We start from the raw sequence: 17,963 nt of genomic DNA on the forward strand, positions 1-17,963 counted from the left end.
TTCAATCGGTTCTTGCGCAGCGGGCCTCCGCCGCGGCTTCCTGCTCACCACCTACCTGGGTCTGACCGACACCAGCGTGACGCTCGTACTGCCCGCTCGGAGGTGGCTTAGGCACCTTCTTCCTACAACTGGTGGCCGATCGCGGAGTTCAATGCCTGCAATTGAGCACGCAAATCGCGCTTCCGAGCCCGGGAGGGAAATCCGCTGCGGGCGAGTTCGAGGCCCGCTCCCGAGCTGGGGCGATAGCGTCGGAAGCTGGTTGGACTCGTCCGTCCCGGACGCGTTCTAAACGCAGGTTGGACACAAGGATCGGAAAGGACTGACAAGGGCCGAGAAAGGTTGCGCCGTCGAACCTCGTCCGACCTGGGAAAACACCGCGGCGAATATCATCCGTGTCCGTGTGGACCTGGACCTCCTGAGACCATGGGCCGATCATGTCTGTGTGAGGACAACACGGACGGGTGAGTCGGTTCTGTCACGAGCCGTGCGGATCCTCGAGGTGTTCACACCTGAGGACCCGGCTCTTACCGTCTCCGAGATCTCCCGGCGTACGGGACTGCACCTGGCGACCGCGTCGCGGTTGGTGGCAGAGTTGATCGAGCACGGCTTCCTGGCACGTGACGCCGACCGTCGGGTGCGGGTCGGCATGCGTCTGTGGGAGCTGGGGACGCGGGCGTCGCCCACCCTGTCCCTCCGGAACGCGGCAATGCCGTTCCTGGAGGGCGTGCACGATGTGGTGGGACACCATGTCCAGCTAGGGGTACTCGACGGCGACGAGGTGCTGTTCCTCGAACGTCTCTCGGCGCCGGGAGCGGTCATCAACTACACCCGTATCGCGGGCCGGCTGCCGATGCATGGGTCGTCCAGTGGCCTGGTACTGCTTGCCCACGGTCCCGCCGCACTCCAGGAGCGCATCCTCGCCGGACCCCTCAAGGCGTACACGTCGCACACCATCACCAACCCCACCGCGCTGCGTTCCACACTGGCCGCCATCCGACGCGAGGGATACGCGTACTGCCCCGGATACCTGCACGAGGAGGCTCTCGGTATCGCCGCCCCGGTACGCGGCCGACAGGGGGAAGTGGTGGCCGCATTGTCGGTGATCGTCCCGAACGATGCCGAAGCAGCCTCTGTCGTGCCCGTGGTGCGCACCGCGGCGCGCGGCGTTTCCCGGGCCCTGGCGGCTCACGGCCTGCCCGGCTGAGAAATTCGATTCGTCTCTCATTCAGTGAGAGTCCCGTCGCGCCCTTCGCTCACCCGCGCGCATGCTTCCCGCAATCCGAAGACGGGAGGCGACGACGTGGTCGTGACTCTGGAAATCTCCGCCAAGGAAGCCGTGGCCGAAGGCGTGGTCGCGCTGACCCTTGTGCATCCGGCCGGGGCGCGACTGCCTGACTGGACCCCCGGCTCCCATATCGAGGTCGTTCTTCCGGACGGGACGGTGCGGCACTACTCGCTGTGCGGAAGCCGGTGGGACGCCTACACCTACCGAGTCGCGGTCCTGCGTGAGCCGTACGGCCGCGGCGGATCGGCGCTTGTCCACGACACGCTGCGTCCGGGCGACCGGGTGGGCGTCGGCGGACCACGCAACCACTTCCCCCTGGTCCCCTCGGAGACGTACCTGTTCATCGCCGGTGGCATCGGCATCACCCCCCTCCTGCCGATGATCCAGCAGGCCGAACTACTGGGCGCGGAGTGGCAGCTGCTGTACGGCGGACGGACGCGGGCCTCCATGGCCTTCCTGGAGGAGTTGACCGCGGCCTACGGAGAGCGGGTTCACATCGCTCCCCAGGACGAGGTCGGACTGCTCGATCTCGGGTCCTGGCTCGGCGCCCCACGCCCGGACACCAAGGTCTACTGCTGCGGACCCGCTCCGCTGCTCGCCGCGGTGGAGGCCGCCTGCGCACACTGGCCCGCGTACACGCTGCGTACCGAGCGGTTCACCGCCGCCGAACAGACCGCGCCGGTACGGGACCTGCCCTTCGAGGTCGAGCTGAGACGGACGGGGCGCATCGTCACCGTCACTCCGGACGTCTCGGTGCTGGACGCGGTGCGCCGCGTCGGAGTGGACGTGCTGTCCTCCTGCGAGCAGGGCACCTGCGGCACCTGCCTCACCCCCGTACTGGAAGGCAGCCCCGACCACCGCGACTCGATCCTCGCCGATCACGAACGCGCGGCGAACACCTGCATGTTCCCGTGCGTGTCCCGGTCCCGCGACGACCGCCTGGTCCTCGACCTGTGACCCCTTCCCTCCGTCTTCCCCGTAGCTAGGAGCCGCCATGCCCGGGACCGCCGCGCTGCCCGTCTGTGACATCGACGTCTTCTCACCCGCCGTCCTCGAAGATCCCGAGGAGTTGCACCGCGTCCTGAGGACCGCCGGCCCCGTCGTGTATCTCTCCCGATACGACGTACGCGCCCTGGCCCGCCATGAGGAGGTGCACGCCGCACTCGCGGACTGGCAGCACTTCGAGTCGGGGTCGGGGGTGGGCCTGGCCAACTTCCGCCACGAGGAGTCGTGGCGTCCGCCCAGCGTGCTGCTGGAGGCCGACCCACCCCGGCACGACGCCCCCCGCCGGGTGCTGCGGGACATCCTGGCCCCATCCGCGCTGAGCGTGCTGCGCGCGGCCTGGCAGCGGGCGGCCGAGGAACTCGTCGAGCAGGTTCTCGCCGGCGAAGGGACGTTCGACGCCTTCACCGAGCTGGCGTGCGCGTTTCCGCTCAGGGTGTTTCCCGACGCCGTGGGTCTCGGCCCGGACGGCCGGGAGAACCTCTTGCCGTACGGCAACATGGCCTTCAACTCCTTCGGCCCCGTCAACGACCTGGTCAGAGCCGACGCCCACCGGGTCGCCGAGCTGTCGGCGTGGGTGAACGCCCGCTGCGCCCGCGAGGCGCTCACCGATGACGGATTCGGGGCGAGGATCTGGGCCGCCGCCGACCGCGGGGACCTCACCCGGGCACAGGCACCCCTCGTGGTGCGCTCCCTGCTCACCGCCGGAGTCGACACCACCGTGCACGGCCTGGCGGCCTGTCTCTACGCCTTCGCCACCCACCCCGAGCAGTGGCAGCGGCTGCGCGAGCGACCGGAACTGGCGCGTGTCGCCTTCGACGAAGCGGTGCGCTGGCAGTCGCCGGTACAGACCTTCTTCCGGACCGCCACCACCGACGTGACCCTCGCCGGCGCGGTCGTCCCCGAGGGCACGAAGATCCTCATGTTCCTCGGCGCCGCCAACCGCGACCCGGACCGGTGGGACGATCCGGACCGGTTCGACCTCGCGAGGGATCCCTCGGGGCACGTCGGCTTCGGCATGGGCATCCACCAGTGCGTCGGACAGCACGTCGCCCGACTGGAGGCCGAAACCCTGCTGACCGCACTCGCCGCCCGCGTCGAGCACATCGAACTCACGGCGACCCCGCGCCGACACCTCAACAACACCCTCCGCTCCTGGGCCTCCCTGCCCGTGCGCGTCCACCGAGCCCGCTGAGTGGCCGACGCCGTAGGAGGGGGCCCCGACGAACGTCCCGGCGACCTACGGCGTCGCTTTTCCCGAACTGTTCACCGCACGCACACCAGGAGAAGTCCAGATGACCTCCGCACTCGACATCACCTCCCTCACAGCCATCGACGTCCACGTCCACTGCGAGGTCTCCAAGGAGGGGCGTCCCTCCCTGCCTCCGGACCTCCTCGCCGCTTCCGAGCAGCACTTCGGTCCGGGAGGCCAACGACTCCCACAGCTGGACCAGGTCGCCGCGTACTACCGGGAACGGCACATGGCATGTGTCGTGTTCACTGTGGACGCCGAGTCCACCACCGGCTATCCGGCCATCGCCAACGAAGAGGTCGCCGAAGCGGCGGCGGCACACCCGGACGTACTGATCCCCTTCGCCAGCATCGACCCGGCGAAGGGGCGGAGGGGAGTGCGGGCCGCCCGGCGCCTGGTCGAGGAGCATCAGGTCCGGGGCTTCAAGCTCCACCCCAACATGCAGGCGTTCTTCCCGAACGACCAGAAGGCATACCCGCTGTACGAGGCGCTCGAGGAATTGGGCGTCCCCGCGCTCTTCCACAGCGGCCAAAGCGGCATCGGCGCGGGCCTGCCCGGGGGCGGCGGCATACGCCTGAAGTACTCCAACCCGCTGTACCTCGACGACGTTGCCGCGGACTTCCCGAACCTCAAGATCATCATCGCGCACCCGTCCTTTCCATGGCAGGACGAGGCGCTCGCCGTCGCCACGCACAAGCCGAACGTGTGGATCGACCTGTCCGGCTGGTCGCCGAAGTACTTTCCGCCGCAGCTCGTCCAGTACGCCAACACGCTGCTGCGCGACAAGGTGCTCTTCGGCTCCGACTTCCCCCTGATCACTCCCGACCGCTGGCTGAAGGACTTCGCCGAGCTGCCCATCAAGGACGAGGTACGGCCGAAGATCCTCAAGGAGAACGCGGCTCGGCTGTTCGGCCTCACCCTGCACTGAACGGGCTACGGCTGGATGTGGTGCTGGTCGACCGTAATCTGGGCATCGTCGGCTACCACGGTGCCTGCGTGATGAACGAAATCGGCCGCCCGTAACGCAGTCCACCCGATGACCGCCGACTCGGTGCGCGCGGCTCTTTTCACCTCAGGCACGTACGAGCACCTTCGACGCCGAGCCGGAGTCGCAACCAGCCGGAGGATGGATCTGGCACCGACCCGGTCGGGTCGTCGGGGTCGTTCCTGGGGCGGCGACCTGGGCCCTCTCCTGGCTGCTGATGGCCGACCGCGAGACAGAGCGCGACCCGGCCGCATCCCCGCTTTTCCGCGCTGATGAGGGGCCGCGCCAAGGCATGGTCCTTCCGGCCCGAACAGCGTCGAAGCCAGACAGCGTTACGCAGATGAGCAGCGCGATGCAGTGCTGCGTGCGCTTGCGACATATGCCCCGGACACCATGGCCGTCTTCGACATCGACTTCGGACACACGGACCCACAGCTGGTCATTCCGTACGGTGGCGTGGTGCGCGTGGACGGCCTGGCACGGAAGGTCACCGTGACCTACTGACACTCGTCTCATCTGGTGAGTCGGCGGTAGCCGATAAGGACCGCGGCTATGCCGACGAAGGCGAGGAAGTGTTCGGCCTTGCGCTCATGTCGACGGTGCAGGCTCCGGCACCCAGCCAGCCAGGACACGGTCCTCTCGACCACCCGCCCGTGGCGGCCCGGTCGCGTGGAGGACTCGATGCCCTTACGGGCAATGCGATGGCGGATGCCGCGTCGGCGCAGCCACCTGCGCAGGTGGTCGTAGTCATACCCCTTGTCGGCATGGACTGGCCGGGCGTCAGCGGCGTGGGCCGCGCCGGGAGCGGATGGGCGGGATGCCGCGGACGAGCGGCTGAAGACCAAGGCGGTCGTGCATGTTGGGGCCCGAGATGCCCAGCGACAGAGGCAGTCCGTTGCGGTCCGTGATCAGGTGGATTTTCGATGGCGTGACCCGCCGGGAGGGGCGGGTCGAGCAGTCGGCTGCGCGCCCGCTCCGCCGGAGCCCGCGCCACAGTTGGCGAGGGAGAGAACACGAAAGAGAGGAACCCCAGCCGACAGGGGCTGGGGTTCCTCGATGTGGTGCGTGTCTGTCAGCAGGTGGGGTCGCCCACCCCGTGCACCGCGCGCCTGGGCGTCGGCCTACCGCACCACGTCGCGATCACCGTGGATCGGGCGGGTCAGCGCTGCAGGGTGAGCACACCCGGCCGGTACGGCAGCTTCAGGTAGCCCATGCCATCCGATGAGGGGTCCCTGCCCTGGTAGAGGAACTGCAGGTTGCAGGGGTCGATGGTCATGGTCTGGTCGGGGTTGTTGCGGACCAGGTCACCGTGGCTGATGTCGTTGGTCCAGGTGGCGCCGCTGTTGGCCTTGCCCGCGAAGGGGGCGCTCTCGCTGCCGGCCTGCACGGTCCACGGACCGTTCAGGCTGGAGGCGGTGAAGGACCGGAAGTAGCGCCCGTTCGCGCCCTTCGCCTCGACGATCATGAGGTACTGGTTCTGGCCCTGGACCTTGTAGACCTGCGGCGCCTCGAACAGCTTGTCCTCCGTGTCGGTCATGACCACCTGGGAGGCGGTGCCGAAGCTGCTCGGGAAGTTCGCGAGCGGCATGGTCGACTTGAAGATGGTGCCCGCGTCATTGGCGAAGAACAGGTACATGTTCTGGTCGTCGGCGATCAGGGTCTGGTCGATCGGGCCGCCGGGGGAGACGCTGCCGGTGAACAGCGGCTGCGGCGCGGACCAGCCGTTGGGGTTGGTGGGGTCGCTCGACGTGCGGTAGACGAAGGGCTGGTATTGGGTACCCCATCCCATTGAGGTCAGCACCCAGATGTTCTTCGTCGAGAGGTAGAACAGCTGGGGCGCCACCGCGTCCGAGGGCATGGCGATCTGGTTGGCCGTCGCCATGTCCGACCAGTTCGTGAAGGGGCTGAAGCCCATCGAGTGCCAGATCGTGCCGTTGGAGTACGTCGCGTAGACCACGTGCTTGCCGTTGACCGTCGTGGTGGTGAAGTCCTTCAGGGATGCCCACCCGTTGGCCGGCTGCGCCAGCGGACCGGTCGAGGTCCACCGGTACGTCGACGGAAGAGCGCACGAGTTGGTCGTCCCGGACAGGCCGGTCCACTTCTGGTTGCTGGCGCCGGTGCAGTTCCAGAGCTGCACCGCCGTGCCGTTGGCCGTACCGAAGTCCTTCACGTCCAGGCACAGCCCGGACTCCACGCCGACGACCGTGCCGTCTGCGTTCACCCGCCACTGCTGGTTCGCACCGCCGTTGCAGGACCAGATCTCGACCTTGGTGCCGGCCGTGGTGGCGTGGCCCGGGACGTCCAGGCACTTGTTGCCGTAGACGGTCAGCGTGTTGCTGTCCGTCAACGTCCACTGCTGGTTGGCCCCACCGTTGCAGTCCCAGATCTGCAGGAACGTTCCGTCAGTCTGGCTGGCGCCCGGCACATCGAGACACCGGCCGGAACCGACGCCCTTCAAGATGCCGGTGGTGGCTGCCTGAGCCGGGGTGGCGACGAGCATCGCAGCCATGGTGACCATGGTTGCGGTGGCGGCGGCGAGGACCGCAGACAGGGGTCTGCGGCGAGAAGTACGTCTGAGCATGGGGACCTCGTCGTCCTTGAGTGAGCGGGTTCTGGTCGGCCCCGTCGGAGGCTGAGCGGACTGTCGCTTTGGGGGTGTGACTCTCCGCACTGTGCGATCGGGCCCTGAAGTGGTCTGCGGCGTCCGTCATGCCGGATCAGCTGTTCCGGCGTGCCCCCGGACGGCCGGGGTTCGTGTCAGCCCGTCTCGCCGGCTGGGCGAGGGCCATCGTCGCCCGCTGAACCATCACACGGCGAGCGAAGCGGAGCGGCTGGATCTGCGAGGGCATCGTTCATGTGCTCGATCCTGGTCGCTCAGTCCGCGCTGCCCGGGAGAGGTTCGGAGGGCCGTGATGAGTTCGTGCTTGCATCGTCGCCCACTGCGGCGTGGAGGACCTGGTGGGCGGGTCGTTGCAACCGGAGGGATCGCTTCATCGAACCGGTTCGCAGGAACCTAGCATCGGGGAAAGCTCATGGCAATATCCCCGAAGTACGCGGTGTTTGCTGATCATCTGGAGTTACAGCACTGTTTCGAGAAGTTTCATCACAGGCGTTGACAGTGCTGTGAGGTGTTCTTATCTTCGCTTCACCGAACCGGTTCGATGACCGGTGAGGGCGGTCAGACCGCCGCGTGGCCCCCTCCGGTGACCGGAGGGAAGCGGTTCGAGTAAGGAGTCGCCGTGAACATCGGTGAGATTGCCAAGCGGGCCGGTGTCTCGCGTTCCACCGTGTCGTACGCGTTGAGCGGGAAGCGTCCGGTGTCGGACGAGACGCGCGAGAAGATCCAGCGCGTCATCGATGAGCTGGACTACCGTCCGAACGCCAGTGCGCGGGCCTTGGCCAACGGCCGGACCAGCACGATCGGTCTGGTCTTCCCACCGGCCGGCAACCACTACACCGGGATGCAGCTCGACTTCATCGGCAGTGTGGTGGAGGCCGCGGCGGCGCATGACTACGACGTGCTGCTGTCGCCGAGTGGTGTGGACAGCGACCGTTCGTTCCAGCGGCTGCTGGGGGAGCGGCGGGTCGACGGAGCGATCCTGATGGAGATCAGGCTGCAGGACGACCGGGTCGATCACCTGGCCGCCCTGGACTTCCCCTCCATCGCCATCGGCCGCACCGCCCATCCGGAAGGCGGCTGGTGGGTGGGCCTGGACCACACCGCACTCACGGCGGCCTGCGTCCACCATCTGGCGGACCTCGGCCACCGCCGTATCGCCTTCGTCAACCGGCCCGAGCAGTTGCTGCGGGCGGGCTACGAGTCCGCCCACCGGGGGCTGGACGGCTTCACCAAGGCCGCAGCCGAACGCGGGCTGACCGTGCGCACGTACTGCTGTGGTGACGATGCCGCCTCGGGGCAGGCCTGCCTGGAGCAGATCCTGCACGACGACCCGGCCACCACGGCCCTGGTCACCCTGAACGAGGCCGCCCTCGGCGGTCTCTACCGGGGGCTCGCCCACGCGGGCCGCCACGTACCGCGCGACTTCTCGGTGACCGGAGTGGTGGCGTCCCGGTGGGCTCAGACGGTGACCCCGCAGCTCACCGCGGCGGACGTACCGGCGGAGGAGATGGGCCGGCGCGCCGTCGACCTGCTCATCGAGCGCCTGGACCACCCCGGCGCCGCTCCCCGCCACCACCTCCTCGCCCCGCCGATCTCCCTGCGGGCCAGTACCGGCCCCGCAGGCGGCACCTCCTTCGCCGAGGCCCCGACAACGATCAACCCGGGCTGAACCGCACCCCGCGTAGCCGCAACTCCCGCCGGGATGCCTCGAGCCGGGACTCCCGGCACCGCAACCTCCGTCACCGCACTTCCTGACCGCAGACCACGGGCCTTCCCGTTCCCCCCTCTCTGCACCGGCCACCCGGACCCGAGCCCCTGACACGGCCGTTCGGTGTGCCGTATGCCCTCTTCGCCTCTCTCACGGCACCGCTGTGCCTGGAACCAAGGAACCCGCCATGCGTAGAACCACCAGCCGCCGTCTCATCGCCGCGGCCCTGACGACTGTCGTCGCCGTCGTCGGCACCGCCTGTTCCTCCGGATCGGGCAGCACCGGCGCCGCCAAGGACGCGGACGGGGGCACGTACACCATCTGGGACCCCTACCCGCAGTTCGACAAGACCTCGGCCTGGGCGAAGCTGCTCGACGACTGCGGCACCAAGGCCGGCGTCAAGGTCAAGCGGACCGCGTTCGACACCAGCGACCTGTCGAACAAGGCGCTGCTGGCGGCCCAGCAGGACAACTCCGCCGACGTGCTCATCGTCGACAACCCGGTGGTCTCCACGCTGGCCGAGGCGGGCGTCCTCACCACGACCGACGAGAACAAGCTGGACACCTCCCAGGTGGACTCCAACCTGCTCGCGGCCGGCCAGTCGGAGGGCAAGACCTACGGCATGCCGATCGGCGCCAACACCCTCGCCCTCTACTACAACAAGGAGGTGCTGAAGAAGGCCGGCGTGGACATCGCCTCGGTGAAGGACTGGAAGTCGCTGACGGCGGCGCTGGCGAAGGTGAAGAAGGCCGGCAAGAAGGGCATCACGTTCTCCGCGATCGGGACGGAGGAGGGCAGCTTCCAGTTCCTGCCGTGGTTCTGGGGCTCCCGCGCGGACCTGGTCGACCTCGACTCGACCGAGGCTGTATCGGCGCTGTCGCTGTGGAAGAACTGGCTGGAGAAGGGGTACGCCCCGAACTCGGTCATCAACAACACGCAGACGACCAGCTGGCAGGAGTTCGCGAGCGGCGACTACGCGTTCGCGGAGAACGGCACCTGGCAGCTCGCCAACGCCGAGAAGGCGGGCTTCGACTACGGCGTCCTGCCGATACCCGGCGTCAACGGCGGCAACGCCGCGGCCCCGACCGGCGGCGAGTTCGTCACCGTCCCGGTGCAGAGCGACACCGGCCGCTATGCCACCGCGCGGAAGCTGGCCACCTGCCTGACCAACGCGCAGAACCTGCTCGCGACGGACACCACCCTGTCCTACGTGGCGCCCACCGCCGAAGTCCAGGACAAGCAGATCGCTGGGAATCCCGAGCTGGAGCCCTGGGTCCACGCCGTCAGGGCGGCCAAGGGCCGCACCAGCGACGACCTGGGCACCCACTACCCGAAGATCTCCGAGCAGTTGTGGAAGGCCGTCCAGTCCGCCCTCAGCGGCGCCCAGTCGCCGAAGGACGCGCTTGCCAAGGCGCAGTCCGCCATCCAGTAGCCGGGAACGGCCGGTCCGCAGATGAACCACCTGACACAGATGCCGGACCGTCGGCCCGCACAGGTCCGTAAGGGGGCGGCGGCCACCGCCGCCCCCCGGCGGGCCGACGCGCGAGCACGGCGCCGCCCGACCTCCCCCCAGTGGGCCGCATGGGCGTTCCTCGCCCCGGTCACCTGCTACCTCGCCCTCTTCTACGCCTATCCGCTCTACCGCAACCTCGACCTCAGCCTGCGCAACTACACCGTCCGCTCCTTCGTCCAGGGCGACGCCCCGTTCACCGGCCTGGCGAACTACACGAAGATCTTCGACGACCCGACCTTCACGCCCGCCCTGCTGCACACCGTCGTCTTCACCACCGTGTGCCTGGCCTTCCAGTACGCGATCGGCCTGGCCCTCGCGGTCTTCTTCCACCAGCACTTCCGGCTCTCCGCCACCCTGCGGGCGCTGTTCCTGGTGCCGTGGCTGCTGCCGCTGATCGTGTCGGCCTCGACCTGGTCGTGGATGCTCAACAGCGACTCCGGCATCGTCAACGCGGCCCTGCACGCCGTCGGCGTCGGCCCGGTGAACTGGCTGACCTCGCCCGACTGGTCGCTGACCTCGGTGATCATCGCGAACATCTGGATCGGCGTCCCGTTCAACTTGGTCGTCCTCCACAGCGGCCTGCAGTCCATCCCCGGGAGCCTGTACGAGGCCGCCGCCCTCGACGGCGCGAACGCCTGGCAGCGGTTCTGGCGGATCACCTTCCCCCTGCTGCGCCCGGTGTCCGCCATCACCCTCCTGCTCGGCCTCGTCTACACGCTCAAGGTCTTCGACATCATCTGGATCATGACCAAGGGCGGCCCCGCCGACTCCTCGACGACCTTCGCGACCTGGTCCTACCAGCTCGGCTTCGGCAACCTCCTGCCCGCCTTCGGGCCCGGCGCGGCCGTCGGCAACCTGCTCGTCGTCGCGGCCCTGGTGTTCGGCCTGATCTACCTGAAGGTCCAGCGAAAGCAGGCACTGTCATGACGATCGCGCAGACATCCCCGAACCGGCGCCGCAGCAGCTCGGGAAAGACAGCCATCGGCCTGCTGCTGACAGCGGTGATGCTCTTCCCGGTCTACTGGATGCTGAATGTGTCCCTCACCCCCGAGCAGGACATGCGTAAGTCCCCGCCAGAGCTGTTCCCCGCGAACGGCACCCTGGCCGGCTACCGCGCCGTGTTCGACCAGCAGCTTCCCTACCTCGCCACCAGCCTCGTCATCGGCCTGGGCACGGTGGTGCTGACCGTGGCGCTGGCCGCGCCCGCCGGGTACGCGCTGGCCAAACTCCGCCCCCGCGGCGGAGGAGTCCTCAGCTTCCTGTTCCTGGTGGCCCAGATGATCCCCGGGATCATCATGGCGATGGGCTTCTACGCCATCTACCTCCAGCTCGGCCTGCTCCAGTCCGTGCCCGGCCTGATCGTCGCCGACTCCACCCTCGCCGTCCCCTTCGCCGTACTGATCTTCACGGCGTTCATGTCCGGCATCCCCGGCGAACTGCTCCAGGCCGCGCAGATGGACGGAGCCGGGCCGCTGCGCACCTTCCGGTCCGTGGTACTGCCGATGAGCCGCAACTCGGTCGTCACGGTCTCGCTGTTCGCGTTCCTGTGGTCCTGGTCCGACTTCATCTTCGCCAGCACCCTCGCGAGCGGCGGCACCCACCAGCCGATCACCCTCGGCATCTACCACTACATCGGCAACAACAACCAGGAGTGGAACGCCATCATGGCCACCGCCGTCGTGGCCTCCCTGCCCGCCGCGGTCATCCTCGTCCTCGCCCAGCGCTACGTCGCCGCCGGCGTGACCGCAGGCGCGGTCAAGGACTGACCACCGCAGCATCACCGCACGACCACCGCCGGTCACCCCTGCCCGAGAAACGAGTCACGCCACATGACCGCCGCCCGATCCGGCCCGCCCTTCTCCATCTATGACATCCCCTTCAGCACATACGGGTCCTGGTTCGGCATCTCGCCCGTGCTCGCGGAGAAGACACGGGCCGAGGACCTCCACCTCGTCTCGCACCAGAACGGCATGCACGCGATCCTGCGCTTCACACCCCTCGACGCGACGACGGGCGAGCGCGCGGGGACCCGCGTCGAGGCCACTCCAAGCCTGCTCAGCTGGACTGGTGAGCAGGGGCGCGTCGCCCTCGCCTACCCCTCCCCGGACACCGTCCGCCTGCGCGGTGAAGGACTCGCCCTGCGCATCGACGCGGCCGCGCAGGCCCTGACCCCCTTCGCGGGCACCTACTTCTACCGCGATCCTGTGGACGGTGCGTACGTGTTCACCTCCTATGAGACCGGCCGCCGTTACCGGGTCACCGTACTGTCGGGCACCGTCGCCCAACCCTCCGGCAGCCAGACCCTCGGGACCGGCGAACGAGGTCTCACGCTCACCCCCGCTCCCGGCGGAGTCTGGGAAGCAGCGGTCGAAGAACTCGACAGCGCACGCGTCCCTTACACCTCCTCAAAGACGTTCGATGCTGTTGTGACGGCCGCGGAGCGCGCCTTCGCCGCCTTCATCGAAGCAGTGGCCCCATGGCGCTCGTCCGCCACCCCGGCAGCCGAACTCGCCGCCTACGTGTTGTGGTCCACGACGGTCCGCCCGGCGGGCCTGGTCACCAGGCCCGCGGTACTGATGTCCAAGCACTGGATGGACAAGGTCTGGAGCTGGGACCACTGCTTCAACGCCCTCGCCCTCGCCCCCGGCGCCCCCGACCTGGCCTGGGACCAGTTCTCCCTCCCCTTCGACCACCAGGACGAGACCGGCGCCCTGCCCGACTCCGTCACCCACTCCGAAGTCCTGCACAACTTCGTCAAACCCCCCATCCACGGCTGGACCCTCGGCCTGCTGCGCCGACGCCTCCCCGAACCGCTCACCCGTCAGCAACTCACCGAGGCGTACGACCGGCTGGCCCGCTGGACCGACTTCTGGCTCACCGCCCGCCGCGCACCCGGCGCCGCCCTGCCCCACTACCAGCACGGCAACGACAGCGGCTGGGACAACGCCACCACCTTCGACCCCGAACGCGTCGTCGTCACCGCCGACCTGGCCGCCTTCCTCACCCTCCAGCTCCACGAACTCGCCTCACTGGCCGACGAACTGGACCGGCCCGACGAAGCCCGGCGCTGGATGCGTACCGCCGAGACGACCCAGACCGCGATGCTCGACGAACTGTGGAAGGGCGACCGGTTCGTGGCCCGCGGCGTCGACACCTCTCAGACCTGGGACAGCTCCAGCCTGCTGGACCTGATGCCGATGGCCCTGGGCGAACACCTGCCCGAACACATCGGCAAGACCCTGGCCGAACGGATCGAAAACCACCTCACCCCCCACGGCCTGGCCACCGAACAGCCCGACTCGCCGCACTACCTCCCCGACGGCTACTGGCGCGGCCCGATCTGGGCCCCCGCCACCATCCTCATCGAGGACGGGCTGCGCCGCGCCGGCCACCACCGCCTCGCGGACGAGATCAGCACCCGCTTCCGCGCCCTCTGCGAGACCCACGGCTTCGCCGAGAACTTCGACGCCCTCACCGGCACCGGTCTACGCGACCGCGCCTACACCTGGACCGCCGCCGCCTACCTCCTCCTCGCCGAAGCCCACGAACTGCGCCCCACCGCACCCGCACCCGCCGCGCACACCAGCGGCTGACCGACCCCCTGGGCGCCCCGCCCAGGCAACACCACCCCTCCCCGGGAGACCCGCCATGCGCCACGTACCCCGCCCCCTTCCCCGATCCGGAGGCACAAGCAGCCCCGCCCGGACGGGAGCCCACCCGCGCACCCTCACCGCGCTCGCAGCCCTGCTGGCGTCGGTCGCCGCCGTCGTCCTGCCCGGAACGCCGGCCCAGGCCGCCGACACAACCGTCGCCGTCGACTTCGCCACCGCAGGGGGCGCCCCCGCGTACGGTGCATCGGGGACGATCTACGGAATGACCCCGGACGGTTCGCTGCCGCAGGACCACTTCTACAAGGACATCAAGTGGAAGTTCATGCGGGCCGGCGGCGCCCAGCTCAACAGCGGGGGCTACGGCACGAGCCTGGCGCACTACCAGACCCGGTGGAACTCCACGCTGGCCCAGTACAACCGAACCAAGTCGCTGGGCGGGACCTTCGTCCTCCTGCCGCACGACCTGTGGGGCGCCGACAGCACGACCAGTCAGGGCTGGCCGGGTGACAACGGCGACTGGACGCTGTTCGACAGCTTCCTCGACCGGCTCATCGCGGACGTCAAGGCCAACAACATGATCGTCCAGTGGGACATCTGGAACGAGCCGGACAACAGCCCGTTCTGGGGACGCCCCCAGGCCCAGTACCTCGCGATGTGGAAGCGGTCATACCAGAAGATCCGCGCCGCCATCCCGAACGCGGTGATCGTCGGCCCCAGCAACTACCGCAGCCCGGCCGGAGCCGCATCCGGCTGGTGGGACGCGTTCTTGGACTACGTCAAGGCCAACAACGTCGAGCCGGACATCTACAGCTGGCACTCCCTGCCCGGCGACCCCGTCACCGAGGCGAACGCCGTCCGGGCCAAGCTGGCCGCTCGTTCCATGACCACCAGCCGCCCGTTCCAAATCAATGAGTACGCCAACCCCGACGAGCAGACCCCGGGCCGTGGCGGCTGGTACATCTCCCGTCTGGAGCGAGCTGGCGCGGACGGGCTGCGGGCGAACTGGACCATGGGGGCCGGCCTGCATGACCTCCAGGCGAAGCTGCTCACCAAGAACAGCGCCGGCCAGTACCTGCCGCTGGGGGAGTGGTTCCTCTACCGGTACTACGGCTCCCAGACCGGCAACATCGTCAACTTCGTCCCCGGCACCAACACCGACGGGCTGGCGACGAAGGACAACACCGCCAGGAACGCCAAGATCCTGCTGGGCAGCAACGGCAACACGGGCAACGTCACGGTCAGACTCAACCGCCTCGACACCACGAGCGTGGTGGAGAACAGCCGGGTTCGCGCCGTCGTGCAGCGTATCCCCAACAACAACGGCGGCGCCGTGAGCGGCCCGGTGACGGTCTCCGACCAGACCCTGACCGTGAGCAACGACTCCGCCTCGGTCACGGTCCCGTGGACGAACGCCTCCGACGGCTACACCGTGACCCTGCTGCCGCCGTCGAACACCACCGTCTCCACCGTCGCGGTGGCCCAGCACAGTGGTCAGTGCCTGGACGACACGAACCTGTCCACGGCCAATGGCACGCAGTACCAGCAGTACTACTGCGAGGGCGGCTACCAGCAGATGCTCGACTTCAAGCCGGTCGCCGGGCGGGCGGACACCTACACCATCGTCAATGAGCACAGCGGCAAGTGCCTGGACGTGGCAAACGCGTCCACGGCTGACGGTGCCGCCGTCAGCCAGTACACCTGCAACGGCTCCACGAACCAGATGTTCACCCTCAAGCCCGTCACCGCGCTCGGCAACAGCAAGGACTACCAGCTGGCCGCCGTCCACAGCGGCAAGTGCGTCGACGTCAGCGAGATCTCGACCGCGGCCGGAGCGAAGATCCACCAGTGGCCCTGTGACCCGGCGAGCGCGCTGAGCACCAAGAAGAACCAGATCTGGCGCCTGCAGGGCATGCGCTGACCCGCGTCCCTTCCCCGCGCGCCTACACCTGGACCGCCAGCAGCTACCTCCTCCTCGCCGAAGCCCACGCACGCCGGCACAACCGCCGCTGACCGGCAGCCTCCCTCAAGCCCTGGGACCGATGGCGCCCCGGTTCTTTCCCTCCCCTCCCCTCCCCTCCTCTCCCTTCCCCAGGAGCCGCACAATGAAGTCGCTCACCACACCCTCAGGACCGATCACCCGCACCAGAAGCCGATCGGCCGCGGCCGCGGCCGTCCTCCTCGCCACCCTGGCCGCGACCCTGGTGCCCGCCGCTTCGTCACAAGCCGCGGACACCACTGTCGCCGTCGACTTCGCCACCGCCGGGGGCGCCCCCACCTACCGTGCCTCGGGCACGATCTACGGCATGTCCGAGAACGGTTCGCTGCCGCAGGAGCACTTCTACAAGGACATCAAGTGGAAGTTCATGCGGGCCGGGGGCGCGCAGCTCGACAACCCCGGCGGCTGGGTCGTCGGCAAGTACGACCGCCGGTGGAACTCCACCCGCGCCCAGTACCAGCGCACCAAGGCGCTGGGCGGCACCTTCGTCATCCTGCCGCACGACCTGTGGGGCTCGGACGGGACCGGCACCAGCAGCCCCACGTTCCCCGGTGACAACGGCGACTGGTCCCGCTTCGACGCCTTCTACGACCGTCTGCTCGCCGACGCGCAGGCGGCCGGCATGACCGACGTCCAGTGGGACATCTGGAACGAACCCGACTGGCATCCCTTCTGGGACCGGCCCCAGGCCCAGTACCTGGAGATGTGGAAGCGCGCCTACCAGCGGATCCACGCGGTCTTCCCGAACGCGGTCGTCGTGGGCCCCAGCACCGCCGGCAAGCCCGCGTCAACCGGCTCGTCCTGGTGGGACACGTACCTGGACTACGTCAAGGCCAACAACGTCGAGCCGGACATCTACAGCTGGCACGACCTGCCCGGCGACCCGGTCGTCGACTCGGCCGCCGTCCGGTCGAAGCTGGCGGCCCGGTCGATGACCACAAGTCGCGCGTTCCAGGTCAACGAGTACGAGAGCCCCACCGAGCAGAACCCGGGCCGGGGCGGCTGGTACATCTCCCGTCTGGAGCGGGCAGGGGCCGACGGCCTGCGCGCCAACTGGGCGTCCGCGAACAACCTGCACGACTTCCAGGCGAAGCTGCTCACCAAGAACAGCGCCGGCCAGTACCTGCCGCTGGGGGAGTGGTTCCTCTACCGGTACTACGGCTCGCAGACGGGGAACGTCGTGAAGGTCACGGCCGGCACGAACACCGACGCCCTGGCGACGAAGGACAACACGGCTCGCAACGCGAAGATCCTGCTGGGCAGCAACGGCAACACGGGCAACGTCACGGTCAGACTCAACCGCCTCGACACCACGAGCGTGGTGGAGAACAGCCGGGTCCGCGCGATCGTCCAGCGCATACCGAACAACGGTGGCGGCGCGGTGACGGGTCCTGAGACGGTCTCCGACCAGACCCTGACCGTCAGCGGCAACTCGGCTTCGGTGAGCGTGCCGTGGACGAACGCCTCCGACGGCTACACCGTGACCCTGTTGCCGCCGTCGAACACCACCGTCTCCACCGTCGCCGTCGCCCAGCACAGTGGTCAGTGCCTGGACGACACGAACCTGTCCACGGCCAACGGCACGCAGTACCAGCAGTACTACTGCGAGGGCGGCTACCAGCAGATGCTCGACTTCAAGCCGGTCGCCGGGCGGGCGGACACCTACACCATCGTCAATGAGCACAGCGGCAAGTGCCTGGACGTGGCAAACGCGTCCACGGCTGACGGTGCCGCCGTCAGCCAGTACACCTGCAACGGCTCCACGAACCAGATGTTCACCCTCAAGCCCGTCACCGCGCTCGGCAACAGCAAGGACTACCAGCTGGCCGCCGTCCACAGCGGCAAGTGCGTCGACGTCAGCGAGATCTCGACCGCGGCCGGAGCGAAGATCCACCAGTGGCCCTGTGACCCGGCGAGCGCGCTGAGCACCAAGAAGAACCAGATCTGGCGCCTGCAGGGCATGCGCTGACCCGCGTCCCTTCCCCCGATGA

Annotated in this window: 12 protein-coding genes and 2 pseudogenes; 12 read left to right on the plus strand and 2 right to left on the minus strand. The window is 68.5% G+C overall.

What is annotated here, in order from left to right:
• Nucleotides 1-484 precede the first annotated feature (484 nt).
• The 5 genes and pseudogenes from ACZ4Z2_RS25250 to ACZ4Z2_RS25270 form a co-directional block, all read left to right on the plus strand.
• Entirely contained in the window at nucleotides 485-1,204 is a 720-nt protein-coding gene (locus ACZ4Z2_RS25250) for an IclR family transcriptional regulator (protein WP_468078924.1), read from the plus strand.
• Between the two features lie 96 nt (nucleotides 1,205-1,300).
• Nucleotides 1,301-2,242 carry a PDR/VanB family oxidoreductase gene (locus ACZ4Z2_RS25255; RefSeq protein ID WP_468078925.1) on the plus strand — a complete coding sequence of 314 codons (942 nt, stop codon included), beginning with the start codon at nucleotides 1,301-1,303 and terminating at the stop codon, nucleotides 2,240-2,242.
• 37 nt (nucleotides 2,243-2,279) lie between these two features.
• Nucleotides 2,280-3,482 carry a cytochrome P450 gene (locus ACZ4Z2_RS25260; protein ID WP_468078926.1) on the plus strand — a complete coding sequence of 401 codons (1,203 nt, stop codon included), beginning with the start codon at nucleotides 2,280-2,282 and terminating at the stop codon, nucleotides 3,480-3,482.
• A gap of 100 nt (nucleotides 3,483-3,582) precedes the next feature.
• Nucleotides 3,583-4,467, plus strand: coding sequence for an amidohydrolase family protein (locus ACZ4Z2_RS25265; RefSeq protein ID WP_468078927.1), 885 nt, complete (start codon nucleotides 3,583-3,585; stop codon nucleotides 4,465-4,467).
• Nucleotides 4,468-4,499: 32 nt separating this feature from the next.
• Nucleotides 4,500-5,028 (plus strand): annotated as a pseudogene (locus tag ACZ4Z2_RS25270) (S66 peptidase family protein); the annotation flags it as partial.
• Nucleotides 5,029-5,036: 8 nt separating this feature from the next.
• Here the strand turns inward: ACZ4Z2_RS25270 and ACZ4Z2_RS25275 are convergent.
• Together ACZ4Z2_RS25275 and ACZ4Z2_RS25280 are read right to left on the minus strand one after the other, a co-directional pair.
• A pseudogene (locus tag ACZ4Z2_RS25275) lies at nucleotides 5,037-5,448 on the minus strand (transposase); the annotation flags it as partial.
• A gap of 235 nt (nucleotides 5,449-5,683) precedes the next feature.
• Nucleotides 5,684-7,105 carry a non-reducing end alpha-L-arabinofuranosidase family hydrolase gene (locus tag ACZ4Z2_RS25280; RefSeq protein ID WP_468078928.1) on the minus strand — a complete coding sequence of 474 codons (1,422 nt, stop codon included), beginning with the start codon at nucleotides 7,103-7,105 and terminating at the stop codon, nucleotides 5,684-5,686.
• Between the two features lie 658 nt (nucleotides 7,106-7,763).
• Between ACZ4Z2_RS25280 and ACZ4Z2_RS25285 the strand changes: the two genes are divergently transcribed.
• The 7 genes from ACZ4Z2_RS25285 to ACZ4Z2_RS25315 all read left to right on the plus strand — a co-directional run bounded on the left by ACZ4Z2_RS25285 (nucleotide 7,764) and on the right by ACZ4Z2_RS25315 (nucleotide 17,941).
• Complete coding sequence (locus ACZ4Z2_RS25285; protein WP_468078929.1) at nucleotides 7,764-8,813, plus strand: LacI family DNA-binding transcriptional regulator; 1,050 nt, start codon at nucleotides 7,764-7,766, stop codon at nucleotides 8,811-8,813.
• Nucleotides 8,814-9,039: 226 nt separating this feature from the next.
• Nucleotides 9,040-10,284 (plus strand): sugar ABC transporter substrate-binding protein, encoded by a 1,245-nt coding sequence (locus ACZ4Z2_RS25290; RefSeq protein WP_468078930.1) that lies wholly within the window; start codon nucleotides 9,040-9,042, stop codon nucleotides 10,282-10,284.
• Nucleotides 10,285-10,305: 21 nt separating this feature from the next.
• Nucleotides 10,306-11,292 carry a carbohydrate ABC transporter permease gene (locus ACZ4Z2_RS25295; protein ID WP_468078931.1) on the plus strand — a complete coding sequence of 329 codons (987 nt, stop codon included), beginning with the start codon at nucleotides 10,306-10,308 and terminating at the stop codon, nucleotides 11,290-11,292.
• On the plus strand, nucleotides 11,289-12,131 hold the full coding sequence (locus ACZ4Z2_RS25300; protein WP_468078932.1) for a carbohydrate ABC transporter permease: 843 nt from the start codon (nucleotides 11,289-11,291) through the stop codon (nucleotides 12,129-12,131). Before ACZ4Z2_RS25295 ends, ACZ4Z2_RS25300 begins: the two co-directional genes overlap by 4 nt.
• A gap of 63 nt (nucleotides 12,132-12,194) precedes the next feature.
• Nucleotides 12,195-13,958 carry an amylo-alpha-1,6-glucosidase gene (locus tag ACZ4Z2_RS25305; protein WP_468078933.1) on the plus strand — a complete coding sequence of 588 codons (1,764 nt, stop codon included), beginning with the start codon at nucleotides 12,195-12,197 and terminating at the stop codon, nucleotides 13,956-13,958.
• A gap of 55 nt (nucleotides 13,959-14,013) precedes the next feature.
• Nucleotides 14,014-15,894 (plus strand): RICIN domain-containing protein, encoded by a 1,881-nt coding sequence (locus tag ACZ4Z2_RS25310; protein ID WP_468078934.1) that lies wholly within the window; start codon nucleotides 14,014-14,016, stop codon nucleotides 15,892-15,894.
• A gap of 184 nt (nucleotides 15,895-16,078) precedes the next feature.
• Nucleotides 16,079-17,941 (plus strand): RICIN domain-containing protein, encoded by a 1,863-nt coding sequence (locus ACZ4Z2_RS25315; protein WP_468078935.1) that lies wholly within the window; start codon nucleotides 16,079-16,081, stop codon nucleotides 17,939-17,941.
• Nucleotides 17,942-17,963 lie beyond the last annotated feature (22 nt).

Source organism: Streptomyces sp. NPDC030183, assembly GCF_055573455.1.

Excerpts from the sequence above, each read along its gene's own strand:
- ACZ4Z2_RS25260 (WP_468078926.1), top strand. The coding sequence starts at position 2,280 with ATGCCCGGGACCGCCGCGCTGCCCGTCTGTGACATCGACGTCTTCTCA.
- ACZ4Z2_RS25265 (WP_468078927.1), top strand. The coding sequence starts at position 3,583 with ATGACCTCCGCACTCGACATCACCTCCCTCACAGCCATCGACGTCCAC.
- ACZ4Z2_RS25280 (WP_468078928.1), bottom strand. The coding sequence starts at position 7,105 with ATGCTCAGACGTACTTCTCGCCGCAGACCCCTGTCTGCGGTCCTCGCC.
- ACZ4Z2_RS25290 (WP_468078930.1), top strand. The coding sequence starts at position 9,040 with ATGCGTAGAACCACCAGCCGCCGTCTCATCGCCGCGGCCCTGACGACT.
- ACZ4Z2_RS25295 (WP_468078931.1), top strand. The coding sequence starts at position 10,306 with ATGAACCACCTGACACAGATGCCGGACCGTCGGCCCGCACAGGTCCGT.
- ACZ4Z2_RS25300 (WP_468078932.1), top strand. The coding sequence starts at position 11,289 with ATGACGATCGCGCAGACATCCCCGAACCGGCGCCGCAGCAGCTCGGGA.
- ACZ4Z2_RS25305 (WP_468078933.1), top strand. The coding sequence starts at position 12,195 with ATGACCGCCGCCCGATCCGGCCCGCCCTTCTCCATCTATGACATCCCC.
- ACZ4Z2_RS25310 (WP_468078934.1), top strand. The coding sequence starts at position 14,014 with ATGCGCCACGTACCCCGCCCCCTTCCCCGATCCGGAGGCACAAGCAGC.
- ACZ4Z2_RS25315 (WP_468078935.1), top strand. The coding sequence starts at position 16,079 with ATGAAGTCGCTCACCACACCCTCAGGACCGATCACCCGCACCAGAAGC.